The following is a 17110-nucleotide window of genomic DNA, read 5'->3' as shown; positions in this document are numbered from 1 at the left end:
TCAAGGCTCATCACATCAGGCCGGCGGTTCGACGGTCTGGTATTCGTGCGTGACCACTGCGCCCAACAGCACCAGGGTTGAGGAATAGTAGACCCAGAGCAAGAGCAGCACCACCTCCAGCAACGAGCCGTAGAGCTGCGTGTAGAGGGCGGCGTCTTCCAGGTAGGTGACGAACAGGGCCTTGGCGGCGATCCACAAGAGGCTGAACACCGCGCCCCCGATCGTGGCGCCGCGCCAGGTCGGGCGCTGGTGCGGCAGGTAGCGATAGAGGCAGGTCACCGAGGCGAAGGCCAGCAGGAAGGGGAGGGAATAGGCGATCAGGAAGTCGTGGGCGGAGAGCGCCATGAAGTTCAGGCCCCAGAGGCGCGGGGCATAGGCGGTCATAAGTTCGATGGCCTGCGTGGCCACGAAGGAGATGAGCGTCAGGAAGCCCAGCATCCAGATCAACGCGATGGCTACCAACGTCGAAATCAACGGATGCCGTTTCGCCGCCGTGCCGAAGACGGCATTCACCGCATAATCCAGTTCGTAAAACACCAGGGCGCTGAACCAGCCGAAGGTCAAAAACACCACCCAACGGACTTCATTTTGTTCGGCCACCCGCCGAATATCCACCGCCAACCGTTCCCCCAAGCTCGGCAGGAATCCCTTCAGAAACCCCAGCAGAAACTGGTAGCCGATCACATCCTGGCTCACGATGAAGCTGATGCCGTAGAGCAGCAAGAACACGAGGGGAAAGAGCGACAAGAGCGAATAGAAGGCCAGTGAGGCCGCAAGGCTCGGGCAGCCGCGACGGCGGAAGGTGTCGAACACCCGAGAGAGGAACGACCAGCCCATCATGTGCGTCCGCGGGAACCCTTCCGGACGGCGTCGCTATTTCAGCAGCGGTGCGGCCTGGGTGGCCAAGGACCAGAGGCCGTTCGGGAACAGGCCCAGGAGCACGACGCCTGCGAGCGCGCAGGCCAAGACGAAGGACAGGGCCGGCGAGGTTTCCAGCCGTGAGTGGGTCTCGGCGGCGCCGTCGGCCTCGCGCATGTACATGACCATGACCACCCGCAGGTAGTAGAAGGCGGACACGGCGGCAAAAATGACCGCGACGACGGCCAACCAAGCCAGCCCGGCATGCACGGCGGCCATGAAGATGTAGAACTTGCCGATGAAGCCGGCGGTCGGCGGGATGCCGGCCAACGACACCAGGAACATGAGCATGAAGAAGGCGGCCAGCGGCTCCCGCTTGGCGAGCCCGGCGAAGTCTTCGATCTGGTCGCTTTCCTGCCCCTGCTTGCGCAACATGCCGACCAAGGCGAAGGCCCCCAACGTCATGAAGGAATAGATCGCGATGTAGAGCAAGACGGTGGCAAAGCCGGTGGAGGCCGCTTCCCCGCCCTGCTTCCCTGCGACGATCACCCCGATGAGCGCATACCCGGCATGGGCGATGCTGGAGTAGGCCAGCATGCGTTTGATGTTGGTCTGGACGATCGCCACTAGGTTGCCCAACGCCAGGGTTACCAGGCAGATGATCGTGAACAGTACCGACCAGTCGGCGCTCACGCCGCCCAACCCTTCCGTGAAGACTCGGAGGAAGGCGCCGAAACTCGCGGCCTTGGAGGCGACGGCCATGAAGGCGGTGACGGAGGTCGGCGCGCCCTGGTACACGTCGGGGGTCCACATGTGGAACGGCACCGCAGCGAGTTTGAAGCCGAAGCCCACGGCCAACAGCACCAGGGCCAGCGAGAGCATTGGGTTGCCGGTACCTTGGGCGGCGATCGCCTCGGCGATGACCGGCAGGCGCGTGCTGCCCGCCAGACCGAAGAGCAGGGAAATACCGTACAGCAGGATGCCGGAGGAAAAGGCGCCGAGCACGAAATACTTGGCAGAGGCTTCGAGCGACTGGTTCTCGCTCCGTTTGAGGCCGGCCATGACATAGAGCGAGAGCGACATCAATTCCGTGCCGAGGTAGATCGTCAGCAGGTCCGCGCCGGAGACCATGACCATCATGCCGGCCAAGGCCAGCAGGATGAAGCCGTAATATTCGCCGATGTTGAGCCGCTCCGCCTTGAGGTAAGCCAAGGACAACAACACGGTGAGCCCGGTGACGATGTAGATCAGCAACTTCCAGAAGGCGGCATAGGAATCGATGATGACCAAGTCGCTGAACGCGGTGACACGGCCGGTCATGTGCGAGGACGTGTAGCCGATGCAGATGGCGAGCGTACCCAACGTGAGCCAGGCCAAGACCTCCTTCTTGGAGGCCTCAAGAACAGGATCTAGGGCCAGGATAAGGCAAGCCGCCCCGATGACGATCAGTTCGGGGAGGATGGCCAGCAGGTCCTGTAGAGGGATCGTCATTTCGTCACAGCCTGGTTGGAAGGGGAAGCGGAGAACGCTGTGGCCAGAGAGGCAGTGGCCGGTCGTGGTTGGCCGGGAGCCGGAGTCGCTTGTGTCGCGACGGCCGGTGCCTTCTGTCCCGCGAGCAGCTGCGTGACGCTGGCATGCATGCGGCTCAAGAGCGGGTTGGGGAAGATCCCGATGACGAAGACCAGGACGATCAGGGGAATGAGCGTCGCGGTCTCTCTGGCATTCAGGTCGAGCAGGTGCGCGCGATGGGCCGGCGCCGGGGTGCCGAAGACCACCCGCTGGGTGAGCCACAGAATGTAGGCTGCCGACAAAATGACCCCGAGGGCCGCCAGCGCCGTGGCGCCTTTGCTCCAGACGAAGGTGCCGGCCAGCACGAGAAACTCACCTACGAAACTGTTGGTGCCGGGCAGACCCAAGGACGACAGGGCGAAGATCATCAGGAAGACCGCATAACGAGGCATGGGGCCGGCCAAGCCCGTGTTGTCCATGATCTGACGGCTGTGGGTCCGTTCATAGATGATCCCCACGCAGAGGAACAGGCCGCCGGTGGTGATGCCGTGGTTGATCATCTGCATCACCGCGCCTTCGATGCCTTGGATGTTCAAGACGAAGATGCCGAGGGTGACGAAGCCCATGTGGCTCACGCTAGAATAGGCGATCAGTTTCTTCATGTCCGCCTGGGCCAGCGCCATGTAGGCCCCGTAGATGATCGCGATGATGGAGAGGGCGATCATCGGCTTCGTGAACAGCACCGTGGCGTCGGGCAACATCGGCAGGCTGAAACGCAGGAAGCCGTACGTGCCCATCTTCAACAGGACGCTGGCAAGGATTACGCTCCCGGCGGTGGGGGCCTCGACGTGCGCGTCCGGCAACCACGTATGGAACGGGAACATCGGGACCTTCACCGCGAACGCGGCGAAGAAGGCGAGGAACAGCCACATTTGCAGGGTGGCGCTGTAGCTGCCGCGGCTCAAGGCCAGGATGTCGAAGGTGTGACCGCCTTGGAAGTACAGGACCAGGATGGCGACCAGCAGCAAGACGCTTCCGGCCAAGGTATAGAGAAAGAACTTGATTGCCGCATAGAGCCGATTCGGCCCGCCCCACACCCCGATCAGCAGGTACATCGGGATCAACATGGCTTCCCAGAACACGTAGAACAGGATGAAGTCCAGCGCGACGAAGACCCCCAGCATGGCCGTCTCCATGACCAGGAGCATCGACATGAACAGCGGCACACGCTGTTCGATGGCCGACCAGGAGACCGTGACGCAGAAGGGCATGAGGACGGTGGTCATCAGGACGAGCGGGAAACTGATGCCGTCCAGCCCGAGGCTGTATTGCACCGGCGGCGAGGTGATCCAGGAGGCGCGTTCCACGAACTGCATGGCCGCCGTCGACGGGTCGAAGAGCCACCAGAGCGGCAGCGAAATCACCAGATCGGCCAGGGTGAACCCCAAGGCGACCCAGCGGGCCGACTCCGCCTTCACGAACAGGCAGATCAGCGCCCCGAGGAGCGGCACGAAGACGATGAGGCTGAGCCAGGGAAAGGCGCTCACGTCGATCGATCCCTTACATCAACAGGTAGACGGTTAAAATGACGACGGCTCCCAGGGTCATGCCCAAGGCATAATGTTGGGTCTGCCCGCTCTGCGTCAGGCGCATCAACCAGCCGCTCCAGGCGATGGCCCGGGCCACGCCGTTGACGGCACCGTCGATGATCGCGACGTCCACATGTCGCCACATTTGGGTGGCCGCCGTCATGGTCGAACGGACGAACAGCCGATCGTACGCCTCATCGACATACCACTTGTGGAGCGACAATTCGTAGGCGGCACGCCATTGTTGCGCCAGCCGATCCGGCAGGCCGGGATTCAGCACATAGAGATAGTAGGCGGCGCCGATGCCGGCAAAACCCATCAACGTGGCCAGTCCCATGATGCCGTAGGCCGCCGCGCTCTCGTGGTGGCCGCCGCCTTCGCCGTGAAACACCGGCTCCAAGAACGAGGGGATGCCGAGGTAGCCCGCCACGATGCTCAGGACCGCCAATACCATCAGCGGCGCGGTCATCGTGGTCGAAGGCTCATGGACGTGACCGGCGTGGTGCGGATCGACATGGGATGCGCCCCAGAAGGTCACGAACACCAGGCGGAAACTATAAAAAGCGGTCAGGCCCGCCGTGAGCAATCCGCAAACGGTGAGGACCTGGCCCAGCGGACCGGCCGACCAAGACGAGACCAGTATGTCGTCCTTGCTGAAGAACCCCGCCGTGAGCGGAAAACCGGCCAAGGCCAGGGAGCCGACCAGGAACGTCCAATAGGTCAACGGGAGCTTGTCCTTCAGGCCGCCCATGCGGCGCATGTCCTGTTCGTGGTGGAGCGCGATGATGACGGAGCCGCAGCCGAGGAACAGCAGGGCCTTGAAGGCCCCGTGCGTAAGCAGGTGGTACATGCCCGCGCTGTAGGCGCCTAGGCCGCAGGCCATTACCATGTAGCCGAGCTGGCTCATGGTCGAATAGGCCACCACGCGCTTGATATCGGTTTGGGTCAGGGCGATGGTCGCCCCCAGCATCATCGTCAGGCCGCCGACCAGCGCCACCACGGTCATGGCCGTGGGCGAGAGGTTGTAGAGCGGCGCGAGCCGAGCCACCATGAAGACGCCCGCGGTGACCATGGTCGCGGCGTGGATCAAGGCTGAGATCGGCGTCGGGCCTTCCATGGCGTCGGGCAGCCAGACATGCAGCGGGACCTGGGCCGACTTTCCCACCGCCCCGGTGAAGAGCAGGAGACAGATCAGCGTCATGACCGAGACCGTCCAGCTGCCGCCCAACGGCTCGAGCAGATTGAGGGTCTGGCCTGCCGCTCCCTCGACCTGGGCGAAGACCGCGGCGTAGTCGAGCGAACCGAACGTCAACCATACGAGGAACAGGCCGAGAATGAACCCGAAATCTCCCACGCGATTGACCAGAAAGGCCTTGGTCGCGGCGGCGCAGGCGCTGGGGCGGTCGTACCAATGGCCGATCAGCAGGTAGGAGCAGAGGCCCACCGCCTCCCAGAATACGAAGAGCTGCAGCAGGTTGTCCGCCATCACCAACATCAACATGGAGAAGGTGAAGAGGGCGATATAGGAAAAGAAGCGGGCGTACCCCGGTTCCCCCTGCATGTAGCCGATGGTGTAGATGTGCACCAGCATGCTGACCGTCGTCACTAACACCAGCATGACGGCGGTGAGCCGATCGATCATGATGCCGATGTGGATGTCGAGGGTGCCCGACGTGAGCCAGGTGTAGAGGGGGACGTGGATCGGGGAGCCGGTGGCGACGTCGTACAGCGCCGACAGGGAGAGCAGGAATGAGCCGATCATGGCCGGCACCGCGACGAGGTGCGCGCGGTCCTTGACCCACTGCTCGCCGATGCCGACGATCACAAAGGCGAACAGGGGCAGCAACGGGATAAGGGCGTAGATCACCACTTCAACAACTTCAGTTCATCGACGTAAATCGTCGAGTTGGCTCGATGCAGGGCGATGATGATCGCCAGGCCGACGGCCACTTCCGCTGCCGCCACCGTCAGGGCGAAAAAGACGAACACCTGTCCGGCCACATGGTGGAAATATTCCGAGAAGGCCACGAAGTTGATGTTCGTGGCGTTCAACATCAGCTCGACCGAGAGCAGGATGACGATGATGTTCCGTCGAATCAGCACCCCCACCACGCCGGTGAGGAACACGAAGCCGCTCAGGATCAGGTAGTACGACAGGGGCACAGCCATGGGTCACCGCCGGTTAATCGGCCCGTTCAAAGATGTCTTTCTTCGCCAGGATGATCGCGCCGATCATCGCGACGAGCAAAATCAAGGACGCCACTTCGAAGGGAAACAAATAGGTCGAATAGAGGACCTCGCCGAGCGTTTCCGTATTGCCCGCCGTCTCGGCGGCATCCGCGGCGGCCGTGGTCGAGGCGGCCGTGCGGGATTGGATGAGCAGCAGCAGCACCTCGGAGAACAGCATGACCCCCAGCAGGCCGGCGACCGGCAGCTGGTTGTGGTAGCGCTCCTCCCGCTTCACGTTCAGCAACATGACGACGAACAGGTACAGCACCAGGATGGCGCCTGCGTAGACGATGATCTGGACCGCGGCGAGAAACTCCGCATGCAGCGTCACGTAAAGCCCGGCGACATGGAAAAACATGATCAACAGGGCCAGCGCGCTGTAGACGGGGTTGCGTAACGCCACCACCAGCAGCGAGGTCGCTGCGATGATGCCGGCGAAGTAGAAAAAGAAAAGCTGGTCCATAGTCCGTCGATCGATCAGGAACGGGCGCACCGTTCCATCGTCCGGCCTCCCGGGATGCCGCAAGAGTTGGCCGACACCCGGTCAGTGCTCCTTTTGCGGAAGATGCTTGAAGGTGACGTTGAAAAACGCCACGTTCGGGTGTTGCAGCTCGATGCGCTTTTCCTTGACGGGAAAGGCGCGGTCGCCGATGGCGAGCAGTTGCTGCTTGTTCAGGTGTAGCTGGCGCTTGTCGTAGACGGACCACTCGAATTCCCTGGTCATGGCCAGCGCATCCACGGGGCAGGCATCGACGCAGAGCCCGCAGAAGAGGCACCGCGTCATGTCCATATAGTATTCCTTGGAATACCGCTTGGTCGGTTCGCCCGGCACCTCGGCGCTCACGACCCGGATGACCCGCGACGGACAGGCGGCCTCGCAGAGGTCGCAGCCCACACACTTTTCGGTGCCGTCGTCGTACCGCAGCAGGGACAACATGCCGCGGTAGTTGTCGGGCAGCAGACGCTTCTCATGGGGGTATTGCAGGGTGATCGGCTTGTAGTTCAGCAAATGTTTCAACGTGGCCTTCATCCCCACGAGGAGTTCGTAGAAGGTCAACGTCTTCAGCCAGTCGCTGAAGGAGAGTTTTCGCCCGGCCCCTGTGGACAGCGCTCCGTTCATGCCGCTCCCTTACCGCGGGAAGATGTAGGCCGCAATCGAGGTCAGCACAATGTTGCCTAGCGCGATCGGCAGCATAACCTTCCAGCCGAACCGCATGAGTTGGTCATACCGCAGGCGCGGCAAGGTCGCCCGCAGCCAGAAAAACAGGAACAGGAAGAAGTAGACCTTGGCGGCGAACCAGACGACGTTTTCCACCCAGGCGATGCTCTCCAGCCCCAGGTGCCCCAGGAGGGTGCCGGGGTAGGGCGCATTCCAGCCCCCGAGGAAGAGCGCCGCCGCGACGCAAGACACCAGAATCATGTTCGCGTATTCGGCGATGAAGAAGAACGCGAACCGCATGCCGCTGTATTCGGTGAAGAAGCCGGCCACGAGTTCGCTCTCCGCTTCCGGCAAGTCGAACGGGACGCGGTTGGTTTCCGCCACCGAAGAAATCACATACACCACGAAGGCGAAGATCTGCGGAAACGGCAGGGCCAGCACGTACCAATTCCAGAACCCTCCGGCTTGTGCTTCGGTGATTTTCACCAGGCTCAAGGAGCCGGACAGGAGGATGACGCCCACGATCGCCAGGCCGACGTTCAATTCGTAACTGATGACCTGCGCCGCGGACCGGAGGCCGCCCAACAGCGAATACTTGCTGTTGGAAGCCCAGCCGCCCAGGATGATCCCATAGGCGCCGATGGAGGCGAAGGCCAGGATGTAGAGGATGCCGATATTGATGTCGCTGATGATGAAGGGCTTGATCTGCAGACCGAACAGTTCGACCGTGTGGCTCGGCCCGAACGGAATGACCGCAAACCCGATCATGGCCGGGACCAGCGCCAGGATCGGGGCGAGGCTGAACAAGAATTTGTTGGCGCCCGCCGGGACGATGTCTTCCTTGAAGAAGAGCTTCAAGCCATCGGCGATCGGTTGCAGCACGCCGTAGGGGCCGACTTCCATGGGGCCCATGCGGTCCTGCATCCAGCCGAGGACCTTGCGCTCGGCGAGTGTGAGGACCATCACGGTCAACATCACCACGCCCATGACCGCGGCGATTTGAGCTAACGACACTGCCAGTCGCAATCCGATTTCCATAACAGCCATACTCCTCGTCCCGTCCTACGAGACCCTCGCGAGGGACACCTGCGCGCGCTTAAAATAGGGGATTTGTGTCTGAGGATCAATCGTCCAATCGGCAAGCTGCTTGGCCTCGCCGTCAAAATGTTCCGGGAACCAGACGACGCCGGCCGGCACCCGCTCACGCAGCTTCACCGTGGTGGTGAACGAGCCGCGCTCGTTCGAGACCCGCACCTGTCCGCCGTCGGCCAAGCCCAAGCGAGCGGCATCGGCCGGGTTGATCGACAGGAAACCCTCCTGCTGCAGTTGGAGCAGGCCTTTGGAACGGGTCGAGAGCTTCCCCGAGTGGAACAGCGTCTGGACGAACAACAGCGTGAAGGCATCCTGTCCCGCAGGCGGGGCCGGAGCCGTGGTATACCGCGCGGCGACATCCGGCGCGAAGCCCTCGGCCAGGTAGCGCTGCAACTGGACCTGGTCCACCTTGGGAGAGGTCGGAGTCGGTCCCAAGAGCGCGTATCCCGGAATGACGTTCCGAATCTCCTTCAGGATTTCCCGGGCGTCTCCATATTCAAGGGGCGTCCCCATGAGGACCGAGAGGGCGGAGAACATTTCCCAATCCGGGCGGCTTTCTCCCACCGGGTCGATGGCTTGGCGCACGGTTTGGACATGCCCTTCTGAGTTCGTGAAGGTGCCGTTCTTTTCCAAGTACGAGCAGGCGGGCAGGACCACGTGGGCCATGGCCGCGGTTTCGGTGAGGAACAGTTCCTGGCAGACCACGAGATCCAATTTGGCGAGGGCTTCCTTGGCCTTGGCTGCGGCGGGCAACGTGCCCACCGGGTTTTCTCCGACCACGAACAGGGCCTTCAAGGTGCCCTTGTCTGCGGAGGCCAACATGGGCAGCAAGGAGGCTCCCGGCGTGCGAGGCAGGTCCTCGCGCCACAATGAAGCCACACGGTCCCGCGCCGCCTGGTCACCGGCCGGAGCAGGGCCCGGGATGAATTCCGCCACCGCGCCCATTTCCACCGCGCCCTGGTCGTTGTTCTCTTCGGCCAACGGCGCGACGCCGCACCCCGGTGTCACGAGTTTGCCGAGCAGCAGCAACAGGTCCAACAGATTGGTGACTGTGCCCTGCGCGCCGGGATGGCGCAACACGCCGGGACCGACCAGGACGACCAGCCGTTTGGCTGACGCCAAGGCCCGTGCCGCCTCGCTCCAGTGGGTCTTCGTCTGCCCTGTCGCTGCCTCCAGGGTTTCCCAGGCAACGTTCTGCAGCGCCGCCGTGATCTTCTGGAGGAACTCCGGCGCGTGCTGCGCGAAGGTCGGCTCGACGAGGTTCTGTTCGAGCAGGGCCTTGGTCAGGCCGAGCACCTGGTTGCCGAACTGCGTCGGATGCGTGGGGAAGTGATGCGTGGCCAGATTCACGATGTTGCTCAGGGTATCCACTGCGGGCTGGAGGGTCTCGATCGTGACCAAGGTGGCCTGCCGTTTCTTGACCGCTTCCTTGACCTTGAGTCCGGTGATCGGACTCGTTTCCGTGACGTTCGTGCCGACCAGGAGGAGCGTGTCGGCGGAGATGATGTCCTCGAAGGCGACCGTCCAGCGGTGGGTGCCCTGGACTCGACGCAAGGCCTGGATGCCGTGGAGGTGGCCGTAGCGCGCGCCGCTGTCGATGTGGTTGGTGCCGATCACCAGCCGCATGAACTTTTGGAAGACGTAGAGGTCTTCGTTGGTACAGCGGGAGGTGATGAGCCCGCCGAAGGCGTCGGCCCCATGCGCGAGCTTCAAGCGGGTGGCCTGTTCGGCCACGTATTCGAGGGCCTCTTCCCAGGTCGCTTCGACCAACGTTCCATCCCGACGGATTAGGGGGTGTTGGAGCCGATCCGGATGGCTGGTTGCGTGGTACCCGAAGAACCCTCTGGCGCAGAGGTCGCCGTTGTTCCGGCCGGCGCCATGGGAGGAATTTACCTCGATGAGCTGGTTGTCCTTCGTCTGCACGGTGATACGGCAGCCGTCGCCGCAGTAGGTGCAGATGGTGTCGGCCCGCTTGAGCATCCAGGGGCGATATTCATACATCGACAGCCGGCTGGTGATGGCGCCGACCGGACAGATCTGCACGCAGCCGCCGCAGAACTCGCAATCGAGCTCGTGAGGGCCGAAATGTTTGATTTCGGTCATGGTGCCGCGGCCGACCGGGGCCAGGGCCTTCACATCCATCACCTCGTCGCAGTACCGGACGCAACGCAGGCATTGCACGCAGCGGTTCATCTGCGTTTCGATGACGGGGCTGAAGTATTCTTTTTGGAAAATCCGTTTGGTCTCGATGAAGCGGCTGGTCGTGGGCGTGTATTGGTGCGAGAAGTCCTGCAGGTCGCAGCGACCGCCTTGGTCGCACACCGGACAATCGAGCGGGTGGTTGGCCAGGATGAATTCCAGCACCGACTTGTGGGCGTCATCCACCACCGTGGTGGCAGTGCGGACGACCATGCCTTCGGCGACCGGCGTGCTGCAGGCGGTCTGCAGCTTCGGCATCTTCTCGACCTCGACCAGGCACATCCGGCAATTGGCGTCCGGCTTTAGCTTGGGGTGGTAACAGAAATGCGGAATCATCACGCCCACGCGGCGCGCCGCTTCGATCACGAGCGTTCCCTTGGGGACCGCGATCGTGGTGCCGTCGATGGTCAGGCGGACAGTGTCTGGTTTGGAATCGGGCATAATGTGACCGGTTCGAGGCCCTACTGTTTCGTGCCGACCGGTTCCGGCCGAATCAAGTTTGCGGCCTCCGCGGCGTGGATATAGGTAACGTATTCATGTCGCCAATGTTTCAACGTGCTCAAGATCGGCGAGACCTCCGCGTCCCCGAAGGCGCAGACCGTGCGTCCGGCGATGTGGTTGCACAGGTCGGTCAACGTTTCGAGGTCGGCCATGCGGCCGCGCCTGTTGACGATCCGGCGCATCGTTTGGACCAGCCAGGAACTGCCCTCTCGGCAGGGACTGCACTTGCCGCAAGACTCGTGATAGAAAAACTCCATCAGCCGGAGGGCGGCCCACACCATGTCCGTGCCCTCTTCCATGACCGTCACGCCGCCAGATCCCAACATGGATCCGGCTTGGGCGACGGACTCGAAGTCCATCTTCACGTCCAGATGCTCGGGCGTCAGGAACGGCGCAGAGGCGCCGCCTGGAATGAACGCCTTGAGAGCCTTTTGGCCCCGCATGCCGCCGGCGTGCTCGTAAATCAACTCACGGAACGTGATCCCCATCGGGACTTCGTAGTTGCCGGGGCGCGCCACGTGGCCGCTCACACAAAACACCCGGGTGCCGGTGCTCTTGGGCGGCGAGCCGATGGAGGCGAACCATTCGGCTCCGCGCATCAGGATGTGCGGCAGGTTGGCGAGCGTCTCGACGTTGTTGACGACGGTCGGCTTGTTGTAGAGGCCGTGTGTCGCCGGAAAGGGCGGCTTCACGCGCGGGAGGCCGCGTTTCCCTTCGAGCGATTCCAGCAACGCCGTTTCCTCGCCGCAGATGTAGGCGCCGGCCCCGCGGTGGACCCACACGTCGACGGAGGTGCCGGTACCGAGGATGTTCTTGCCGACATACCCAGCCGCCCGCGCCTCCGCGATCGCCTGTTCGAGGATCTTCGCCCCCAGGACGAATTCGCCCCGGATGTAAATGTAGGAACTGGCTGCGCCAATGGCGTAACAGGCGATCAGGATACCTTCGATGAGTTGGTGGGGATCCCGCTCGATCAGCTGCCGATCCTTGAAGGTACCCGGCTCGCTTTCGTCGGCGTTGCAACAGAGATAACGCGGCCCTTGGTAATCCTTGGGCAAGAAGCCCCATTTCACGCCGGTCGGGAATCCGGCGCCGCCGCGTCCGCGCAAGCCCGACTTCATCACCACTGCGGTCACGTCCGCGGGGCTGACCTTGCCCAGCACCTTGCGCAGCGCCTGATAGCCGCCCACCCGTTCATAGTCCGCGAGCGATCCGCGGTACCCGGGCTGCAACATGTTTTTCAGCAGGATCGGTTCGTACGTCGGCATAGTGTCGCGATTACCCTTGGCTTTGGGTTCCAGCCGGTTCCGGCCACATAAAGGGACCGGTCTTCAATGTGCAGCTGCCGGTCTGCCGCAAGTCGGCCAGAATGCGATCGACCTTTTCCTCGGTCAACCGCTCGTAATAGTCGTCGTTGATCTGCATCATGGGGCCGGTCCCGCAGGCGGCCAAACATTCCACCGCGCTCAGCGTGAAGAGTTTGTCCTGCGTCGTCTCTCCCGGCTTGATGCCGAGTTTCTTGCCGATCCACCCGATGACCGTATCCGAGCCGACCAGCGCGCACATCAGGGACTTGCAGACCTGAATGTGAAACTTGCCCACCGGTTTCAAGTTGAGCATCGTGTAGAAGGTGGCCGTTTCATACACTTGCGGCGGTGTCAGCTTCAAGATGGCGGCGATTTCCTGCATGGCCGCCTCGGTGATGTAGCCCAGCTCGCGCTGCGCGAGGTAGAGCAACGGCAGCAACGCCGACCGCTTCACCGGATAGCGGGAGAGAATCTCATCAATTTCCGCCTGATATTTTTCCTTCAACATCTCTCTCACTCCACGCTTCAGCTCCGGTGAGGCGTGAGCCGGGTGCTTCCGCCTGCGCGCGTCCAACGAGGGTCTTCTGAGACCGCGCGTTGCGCGAGCACAGGAAGTAAACGGCTCATCGACTCACCGATCACATTCTCCCATCACGATGTCGTAGGTTCCGAAGATCGTGATGATGTCCGAAATCAGGTAGCCCCGCGCCATGTGGTCGAAGGCGCCCATGTGGATGAACGACGGCGCGCGAATCTTCAATCGATAGGGACGGGGACTCCCGTCGCTGACGATGAAGAAGCCGAGCTCGCCCTTCGGCGCTTCCGTTCCACAGTAGGTTTCGGCCTTCGGCGGCTTGAAGCCCTGCGTGAAAATAATGAAGTGGTGGATCAGACTCTCCATGTCCCGCATGACCTTGGCCTTAGGCGGAGGGATGACCTGGGGGACATCGGCCATAATCGCCCCTTCGGGCATCTGGTCGAGGCATTGCGAGATGATCCGGGCGCTCTGCCGCATTTCCTCCATCCGCACCCAGTACCGATCGTAGGTGTCGCCTTGCTTGCCCACCGGCACTTCCCAGTCGACCTTGTCGTAGACGCCGTAGGGTTCGTACTTGCGGATGTCGTAATCCACGCCGGAGCCCCGCAGCGTCGGACCGGTCAGGCCGAAGTTGATGGCATCTTCCGCCGAGATGACCGCGATGTTCTTCGTGCGGCCCACCCAGATGCGGTTCGAGAGCAACAGTTGGTCGTATTCGCTGACCTTGTCGGGAAAGGTCTTCAAAAACGCCTTGAGCTTCGCGGCCAGGTCGGGCGTAAAGTCGCTGTCCACGCCGCCGATGCGGTAGTAGTTCAGCGTGAGGCGTGCTCCGCACAACTTCTCGAACATGTCCAGCAACACTTCGCGCTCGCGGAAGGTCCAGAAGAAGACCGTCATCGCGCCGATGTCCAGGGCCTGCGTTCCCAGCCAGAACAGGTGGCCGATGATGCGCTGCATCTCCGCCACGATCGTGCGGATGTACTCCGCCCGTTCCGGTACGCTGATGGCCAGCAGCTTCTCCACCGCGCGCACATAGGCATAGTTGTTCGCCATGGCGCAGACGTAATCCAGCCGGTCGGTATGCGGAATCACTTGCATGTAATGGAGGCCCTCGGCGAGCTTTTCGACGCCGCGATGTAGGTAGCCCAAGTCCGGCGTGGCCTTCACGATGCGTTCGCCGTCCAGTTCGAGCACCACCCGCAGCACGCCGTGGGTACTGGGATGTTGGGGGCCCATGTTCAACAGCAGCTCCTCGCGCCGTCGATTCGGTGTTTGAGGCTCGGTGGCGAGGAAGGTTTGTTTTTCCTGTTCGGTGAACTCGCCTTCCGTCTGTTCCATCGGGGCTTCGTCCAGCCGTGGAATGAATGGAAATGAGCTGCGCCAGCCGCGCCCTTCGGCGGGGAAATCCTTCCGCAGCGGATGGCCCTCTTCGTAGTCGTCGGGCAAGAGGATGCGGCGCAGGTCGGGGTGGCCCACGAAGGTAATCCCCATCAAGTCGTAGACCTCCCGCTCCATGAACTCGGCGCCCTTCCAGATGCCGGTGACGGAAGCGATTTCCGGCTTGTCCTCGGTGACGCGGGCCTTCAACCGGATGCGGCGACGGTGCGGCAACGAGAGTAGTTGATAGACCACCTCGAACCGTTCCGGGTCGTCCGGGTAATCCACGGAGCAGATGTCGGTGATGTGGTCGAACGCGGCCTCCGGCGTATCGTGCAGCCAGCGCGCCACATCGACGATGCGCGAGGCCGCCACGCGAGCGGTCACTTCGTTCCTGGCCGTATCGGCCTCCACGGCGCGAATCGCGTCGGGAAATTCCGTCATCAGTCGTTGGAGCAACGGTTGCATCGCACTCATCGAAGAGCCTGGAACGGACTAGCGCACGAATACCTTCTCGCGTTGAATTTTTTCCTGCAATTTCAGCAAGCCGTCCAACAACGCCTCGGGGCGTGGGGGACAGCCGGGAATGTACACATCGACCGGGACGATCTGGTCCACACCCTGCACGACCGCATAACTGTTGTAGTGGTTGCCCGAGGTGGCGCAGGATCCCATGGAGATCACGTACCGCGGCTCTGCCATCTGGTCATAAATGCGGCGGATGACCGGGGCCATCTTGCGCGTGACCGTGCCGGCCACGATCATCAGATCGGATTGGCGCGGGGAGGCGCGGAAGACGCCGGCGCCGAAACGGTCGATGTCGTAGCGCGACGACACGCTGGCGATCATTTCGATGGCGCAACAGGCCAAGCCGAAGGTCATGGGCCACAGCGACGACTTCCTGGCCCAGGACACGAACGCGTCCAGGTTCGTCGTCAGCACGTTCGCATCCAGCTGTCGCTCTAAAAAGCTCATCTTCCGTTTACCCCCACATCTGGGACGGGATTGATTGGGCGGCATCGACCAGGGCGCCCATCCGCCCGCACGAAAGGGACCCACTCAATCCCATTCCAACGCCCCCTTCTTCCACGCATACCAGAAGCCAACCACCAGGATCGCGATGAACAGGGCCATTTCGATCAGCCCCACCAACCCTAGCTTCTTGAAGGCCACCGCCCAGGGAAACATGAAGACGATCTCGATATCGAAGATCACGAACAACATCGCGATGATGTAATAGCGGATGGGAAACTGGACGCGCGCATCTGAAAACAGCGGGCTGCCGCTCTCGTAGGGCGCGAGCTTGGCTCGGTAAGGGCGGCTCGGGCGGACGATGCGTCCGACCAGCAACTGCACCGCGCCGAACGCAAACGCGATCACGATGAAGATCAGGATCGGAATGTAATTCAGCGGTGCTGCTTCACTCCCCATGGGGCTCCCTGCTTACGCGGCCGATTTGGCCGCCAAGACCGATCCGAAGAAGGGTTGGTACTTGAGGCCGTCCAGGTCCGGCTTGTCCATGCCCTTGTGCTGGACCAGCACTTTGAACGTTCGGCCCATGCCTTCCGGCCGCAACAGGTGAATGGCGGCATAAAACTCCGGCGACTCCGGCGGCAGTGACTCCAGGATCTGCTCCGCACCCAGGCCGATCAGGAAACTCATCTGGTTCGTATAGCCCGTGACCTCCAGTCCGTTCCGTTGCCCGACACGGGCCAGCGCCGTAAAGTCGACGTGGGCCGTCATGTCCTGTTCACCGATGCGCTGGTAGGCATCTTCCGAAGCGGTCTGATGGTAGTAACAGAGAAAGGTCCCGTTCCTGCGCTCCGGTCCGTAGAGATCATCGGCCGTATGGCCATAATCGATCGTGATGACCAGACCCCGCGCCATGGCCTGCGCGACCTGCTGCATCCACTTGGGCGCGTCGAGGTTGATTTCGGTGCGGTAGCCGTCGGGGAGCGTGAGGTCGGCCTCGCGCAAATAGGCCGTCAGTTCGGGGGACAGCGGTCGGTAGACTTCACAGAATCGCCCTTCGCGTACCTCAACGCAGACTTCTTGCGGAATGCCGTCCATCACGGCGATGCGGTGTGTGGGGAACGCATCCACGAGTTCGTTGGAGAAGAACAGCCCGGTCACGCTTTCCGGGGGAAGGTCGGCCAACCGATCGATCCAAGTCACGCATCCTGCCTGCCCGATCCAGGGCGCCAGGCTGTGCTGCTGGGCCGCGCGCATGGCGGCGCTTCGTTCGATCAGCAGATACCGCAGCCGCTCCCCCAACGGGGTTCGGCAGGCCGCCTTGAGAAAGTCGCGCGCCAGCAGGCCCTTTCCCGGTCCCATTTCCACCACAGTGAAGGGATCGGGGTGCCCCAGGATCGCATCCAGTTGCAGGGCTTGGGTGGCCAGAGCCTGGCCGATCAGCGGATGAACGTCGGAACTGGTATAGAAGTCACCCGACCAGCCGATCCGTTCCTGTTCGGGATCGTCGGCGGGGCGCACGTAATAGCCATATTGCGGATGGTACAGGGCCAACTCCATGAAACGGGCAAAGGAAATCGCGCCTTCGTCCGCGATCTCGGCCTTGATGTCCGCCACGAGTTGTGGATGTCCGCCGCTCAAAGTGACACCACCCTTGTCGGTAGTGGAGCCGGGCTACGCAGGTTGTCGTAGGCAATGGCTCTGCTACCGGATTCTTTAGGGAAAAGAGGGGGTTAGATTAGCCGCTGGCTCGGCGGCAAGTCAAGGCGAAAAGACCCCA

The 17110-nt window shown here is 62.3% G+C and carries 14 protein-coding genes and 1 pseudogene; all 15 read right to left on the bottom strand.

Annotation, left to right across the window (positions count from 1 at the left end; genetic code table 11):
* Positions 1–15 precede the first annotated feature (15 nt).
* Positions 16–840, bottom strand: coding sequence for a YihY/virulence factor BrkB family protein (locus tag HRU82_08335; protein ID QOJ34953.1), 825 nt, complete (start codon positions 838–840; stop codon positions 16–18).
* Positions 841–873: 33 nt separating this feature from the next.
* Positions 874–2349: an NADH-quinone oxidoreductase subunit N gene (locus HRU82_08330; GenBank protein ID QOJ34952.1), complete on the bottom strand. Its 1476-nt coding sequence runs from the start codon at positions 2347–2349 to the stop codon at positions 874–876.
* Positions 2350–2444: 95 nt separating this feature from the next.
* Positions 2445–3914 (bottom strand): annotated as a pseudogene (locus HRU82_08325) (NADH-quinone oxidoreductase subunit M).
* Between the two features lie 13 nt (positions 3915–3927).
* Entirely contained in the window at positions 3928–5823 is a 1896-nt protein-coding gene (gene nuoL, locus HRU82_08320; protein ID QOJ34951.1) for an NADH-quinone oxidoreductase subunit L, read from the bottom strand.
* A complete protein-coding gene (nuoK, locus tag HRU82_08315; protein ID QOJ34950.1) occupies positions 5820–6125 on the bottom strand; it encodes an NADH-quinone oxidoreductase subunit NuoK in 306 nt (101 codons plus the stop codon). Before nuoK ends, nuoL begins: the two co-directional genes overlap by 4 nt.
* A 13-nt stretch (positions 6126–6138) precedes the next feature.
* Positions 6139–6648 carry an NADH-quinone oxidoreductase subunit J gene (locus HRU82_08310; protein QOJ34949.1) on the bottom strand — a complete coding sequence of 170 codons (510 nt, stop codon included), beginning with the start codon at positions 6646–6648 and terminating at the stop codon, positions 6139–6141.
* A gap of 81 nt (positions 6649–6729) precedes the next feature.
* Complete coding sequence (nuoI, locus tag HRU82_08305; GenBank protein ID QOJ34948.1) at positions 6730–7305, bottom strand: NADH-quinone oxidoreductase subunit NuoI; 576 nt, start codon at positions 7303–7305, stop codon at positions 6730–6732.
* A 9-nt stretch (positions 7306–7314) separates the two neighbouring features.
* Positions 7315–8382, bottom strand: coding sequence for an NADH-quinone oxidoreductase subunit NuoH (gene nuoH / locus HRU82_08300; protein ID QOJ34947.1), 1068 nt, complete (start codon positions 8380–8382; stop codon positions 7315–7317).
* 24 nt (positions 8383–8406) lie between these two features.
* Positions 8407–11076 (bottom strand): NADH-quinone oxidoreductase subunit NuoG, encoded by a 2670-nt coding sequence (gene nuoG / locus HRU82_08295; protein ID QOJ34946.1) that lies wholly within the window; start codon positions 11074–11076, stop codon positions 8407–8409.
* A 20-nt stretch (positions 11077–11096) separates the two neighbouring features.
* Positions 11097–12404 carry an NADH-quinone oxidoreductase subunit NuoF gene (gene nuoF, locus HRU82_08290; GenBank protein ID QOJ34945.1) on the bottom strand — a complete coding sequence of 436 codons (1308 nt, stop codon included), beginning with the start codon at positions 12402–12404 and terminating at the stop codon, positions 11097–11099.
* A 10-nt stretch (positions 12405–12414) separates the two neighbouring features.
* Complete coding sequence (gene nuoE, locus HRU82_08285) at positions 12415–12951, bottom strand: NADH-quinone oxidoreductase subunit NuoE (GenBank protein QOJ34944.1); 537 nt, start codon at positions 12949–12951, stop codon at positions 12415–12417.
* 123 nt (positions 12952–13074) lie between these two features.
* Positions 13075–14826, bottom strand: a complete 1752-nt coding sequence (gene nuoD / locus HRU82_08280; protein ID QOJ37152.1) for an NADH dehydrogenase (quinone) subunit D — start codon at positions 14824–14826, stop codon at positions 13075–13077.
* A gap of 27 nt (positions 14827–14853) precedes the next feature.
* Positions 14854–15333 carry an NADH-quinone oxidoreductase subunit B gene (locus tag HRU82_08275; protein QOJ34943.1) on the bottom strand — a complete coding sequence of 160 codons (480 nt, stop codon included), beginning with the start codon at positions 15331–15333 and terminating at the stop codon, positions 14854–14856.
* Positions 15334–15417: 84 nt separating this feature from the next.
* Complete coding sequence (ndhC, locus tag HRU82_08270) at positions 15418–15789, bottom strand: NADH-quinone oxidoreductase subunit A (GenBank protein QOJ34942.1); 372 nt, start codon at positions 15787–15789, stop codon at positions 15418–15420.
* A 12-nt stretch (positions 15790–15801) separates the two neighbouring features.
* Positions 15802–16971, bottom strand: coding sequence for an SAM-dependent methyltransferase (locus HRU82_08265; protein QOJ34941.1), 1170 nt, complete (start codon positions 16969–16971; stop codon positions 15802–15804).
* Positions 16972–17110: the final 139 nt, after the last annotated feature.

This window comes from Nitrospira sp. (genome assembly GCA_015709715.1).
GTDB lineage: Bacteria > Nitrospirota > Nitrospiria > Nitrospirales > Nitrospiraceae > Nitrospira_A.
Note: the sequence above shows the minus strand (reverse complement) of the source record. Positions and strands in the feature narration are given on the sequence as shown.

Excerpts from the sequence above, each read along its gene's own strand:
- nuoH (QOJ34947.1), bottom strand. The coding sequence starts at position 8,382 with ATGGAAATCGGATTGCGACTGGCAGTGTCGTTAGCTCAAATCGCCGCG.
- nuoI (QOJ34948.1), bottom strand. The coding sequence starts at position 7,305 with ATGAACGGAGCGCTGTCCACAGGGGCCGGGCGAAAACTCTCCTTCAGC.
- HRU82_08330 (QOJ34952.1), bottom strand. The coding sequence starts at position 2,349 with ATGACGATCCCTCTACAGGACCTGCTGGCCATCCTCCCCGAACTGATC.
- nuoG (QOJ34946.1), bottom strand. The coding sequence starts at position 11,076 with ATGCCCGATTCCAAACCAGACACTGTCCGCCTGACCATCGACGGCACC.
- HRU82_08310 (QOJ34949.1), bottom strand. The coding sequence starts at position 6,648 with ATGGACCAGCTTTTCTTTTTCTACTTCGCCGGCATCATCGCAGCGACC.
- nuoE (QOJ34944.1), bottom strand. The coding sequence starts at position 12,951 with ATGTTGAAGGAAAAATATCAGGCGGAAATTGATGAGATTCTCTCCCGC.
- HRU82_08335 (QOJ34953.1), bottom strand. The coding sequence starts at position 840 with ATGATGGGCTGGTCGTTCCTCTCTCGGGTGTTCGACACCTTCCGCCGT.
- ndhC (QOJ34942.1), bottom strand. The coding sequence starts at position 15,789 with ATGGGGAGTGAAGCAGCACCGCTGAATTACATTCCGATCCTGATCTTC.
- nuoD (QOJ37152.1), bottom strand. The coding sequence starts at position 14,826 with ATGCAACCGTTGCTCCAACGACTGATGACGGAATTTCCCGACGCGATT.
- HRU82_08275 (QOJ34943.1), bottom strand. The coding sequence starts at position 15,333 with ATGAGCTTTTTAGAGCGACAGCTGGATGCGAACGTGCTGACGACGAAC.
- nuoK (QOJ34950.1), bottom strand. The coding sequence starts at position 6,125 with ATGGCTGTGCCCCTGTCGTACTACCTGATCCTGAGCGGCTTCGTGTTC.
- nuoF (QOJ34945.1), bottom strand. The coding sequence starts at position 12,404 with ATGCCGACGTACGAACCGATCCTGCTGAAAAACATGTTGCAGCCCGGG.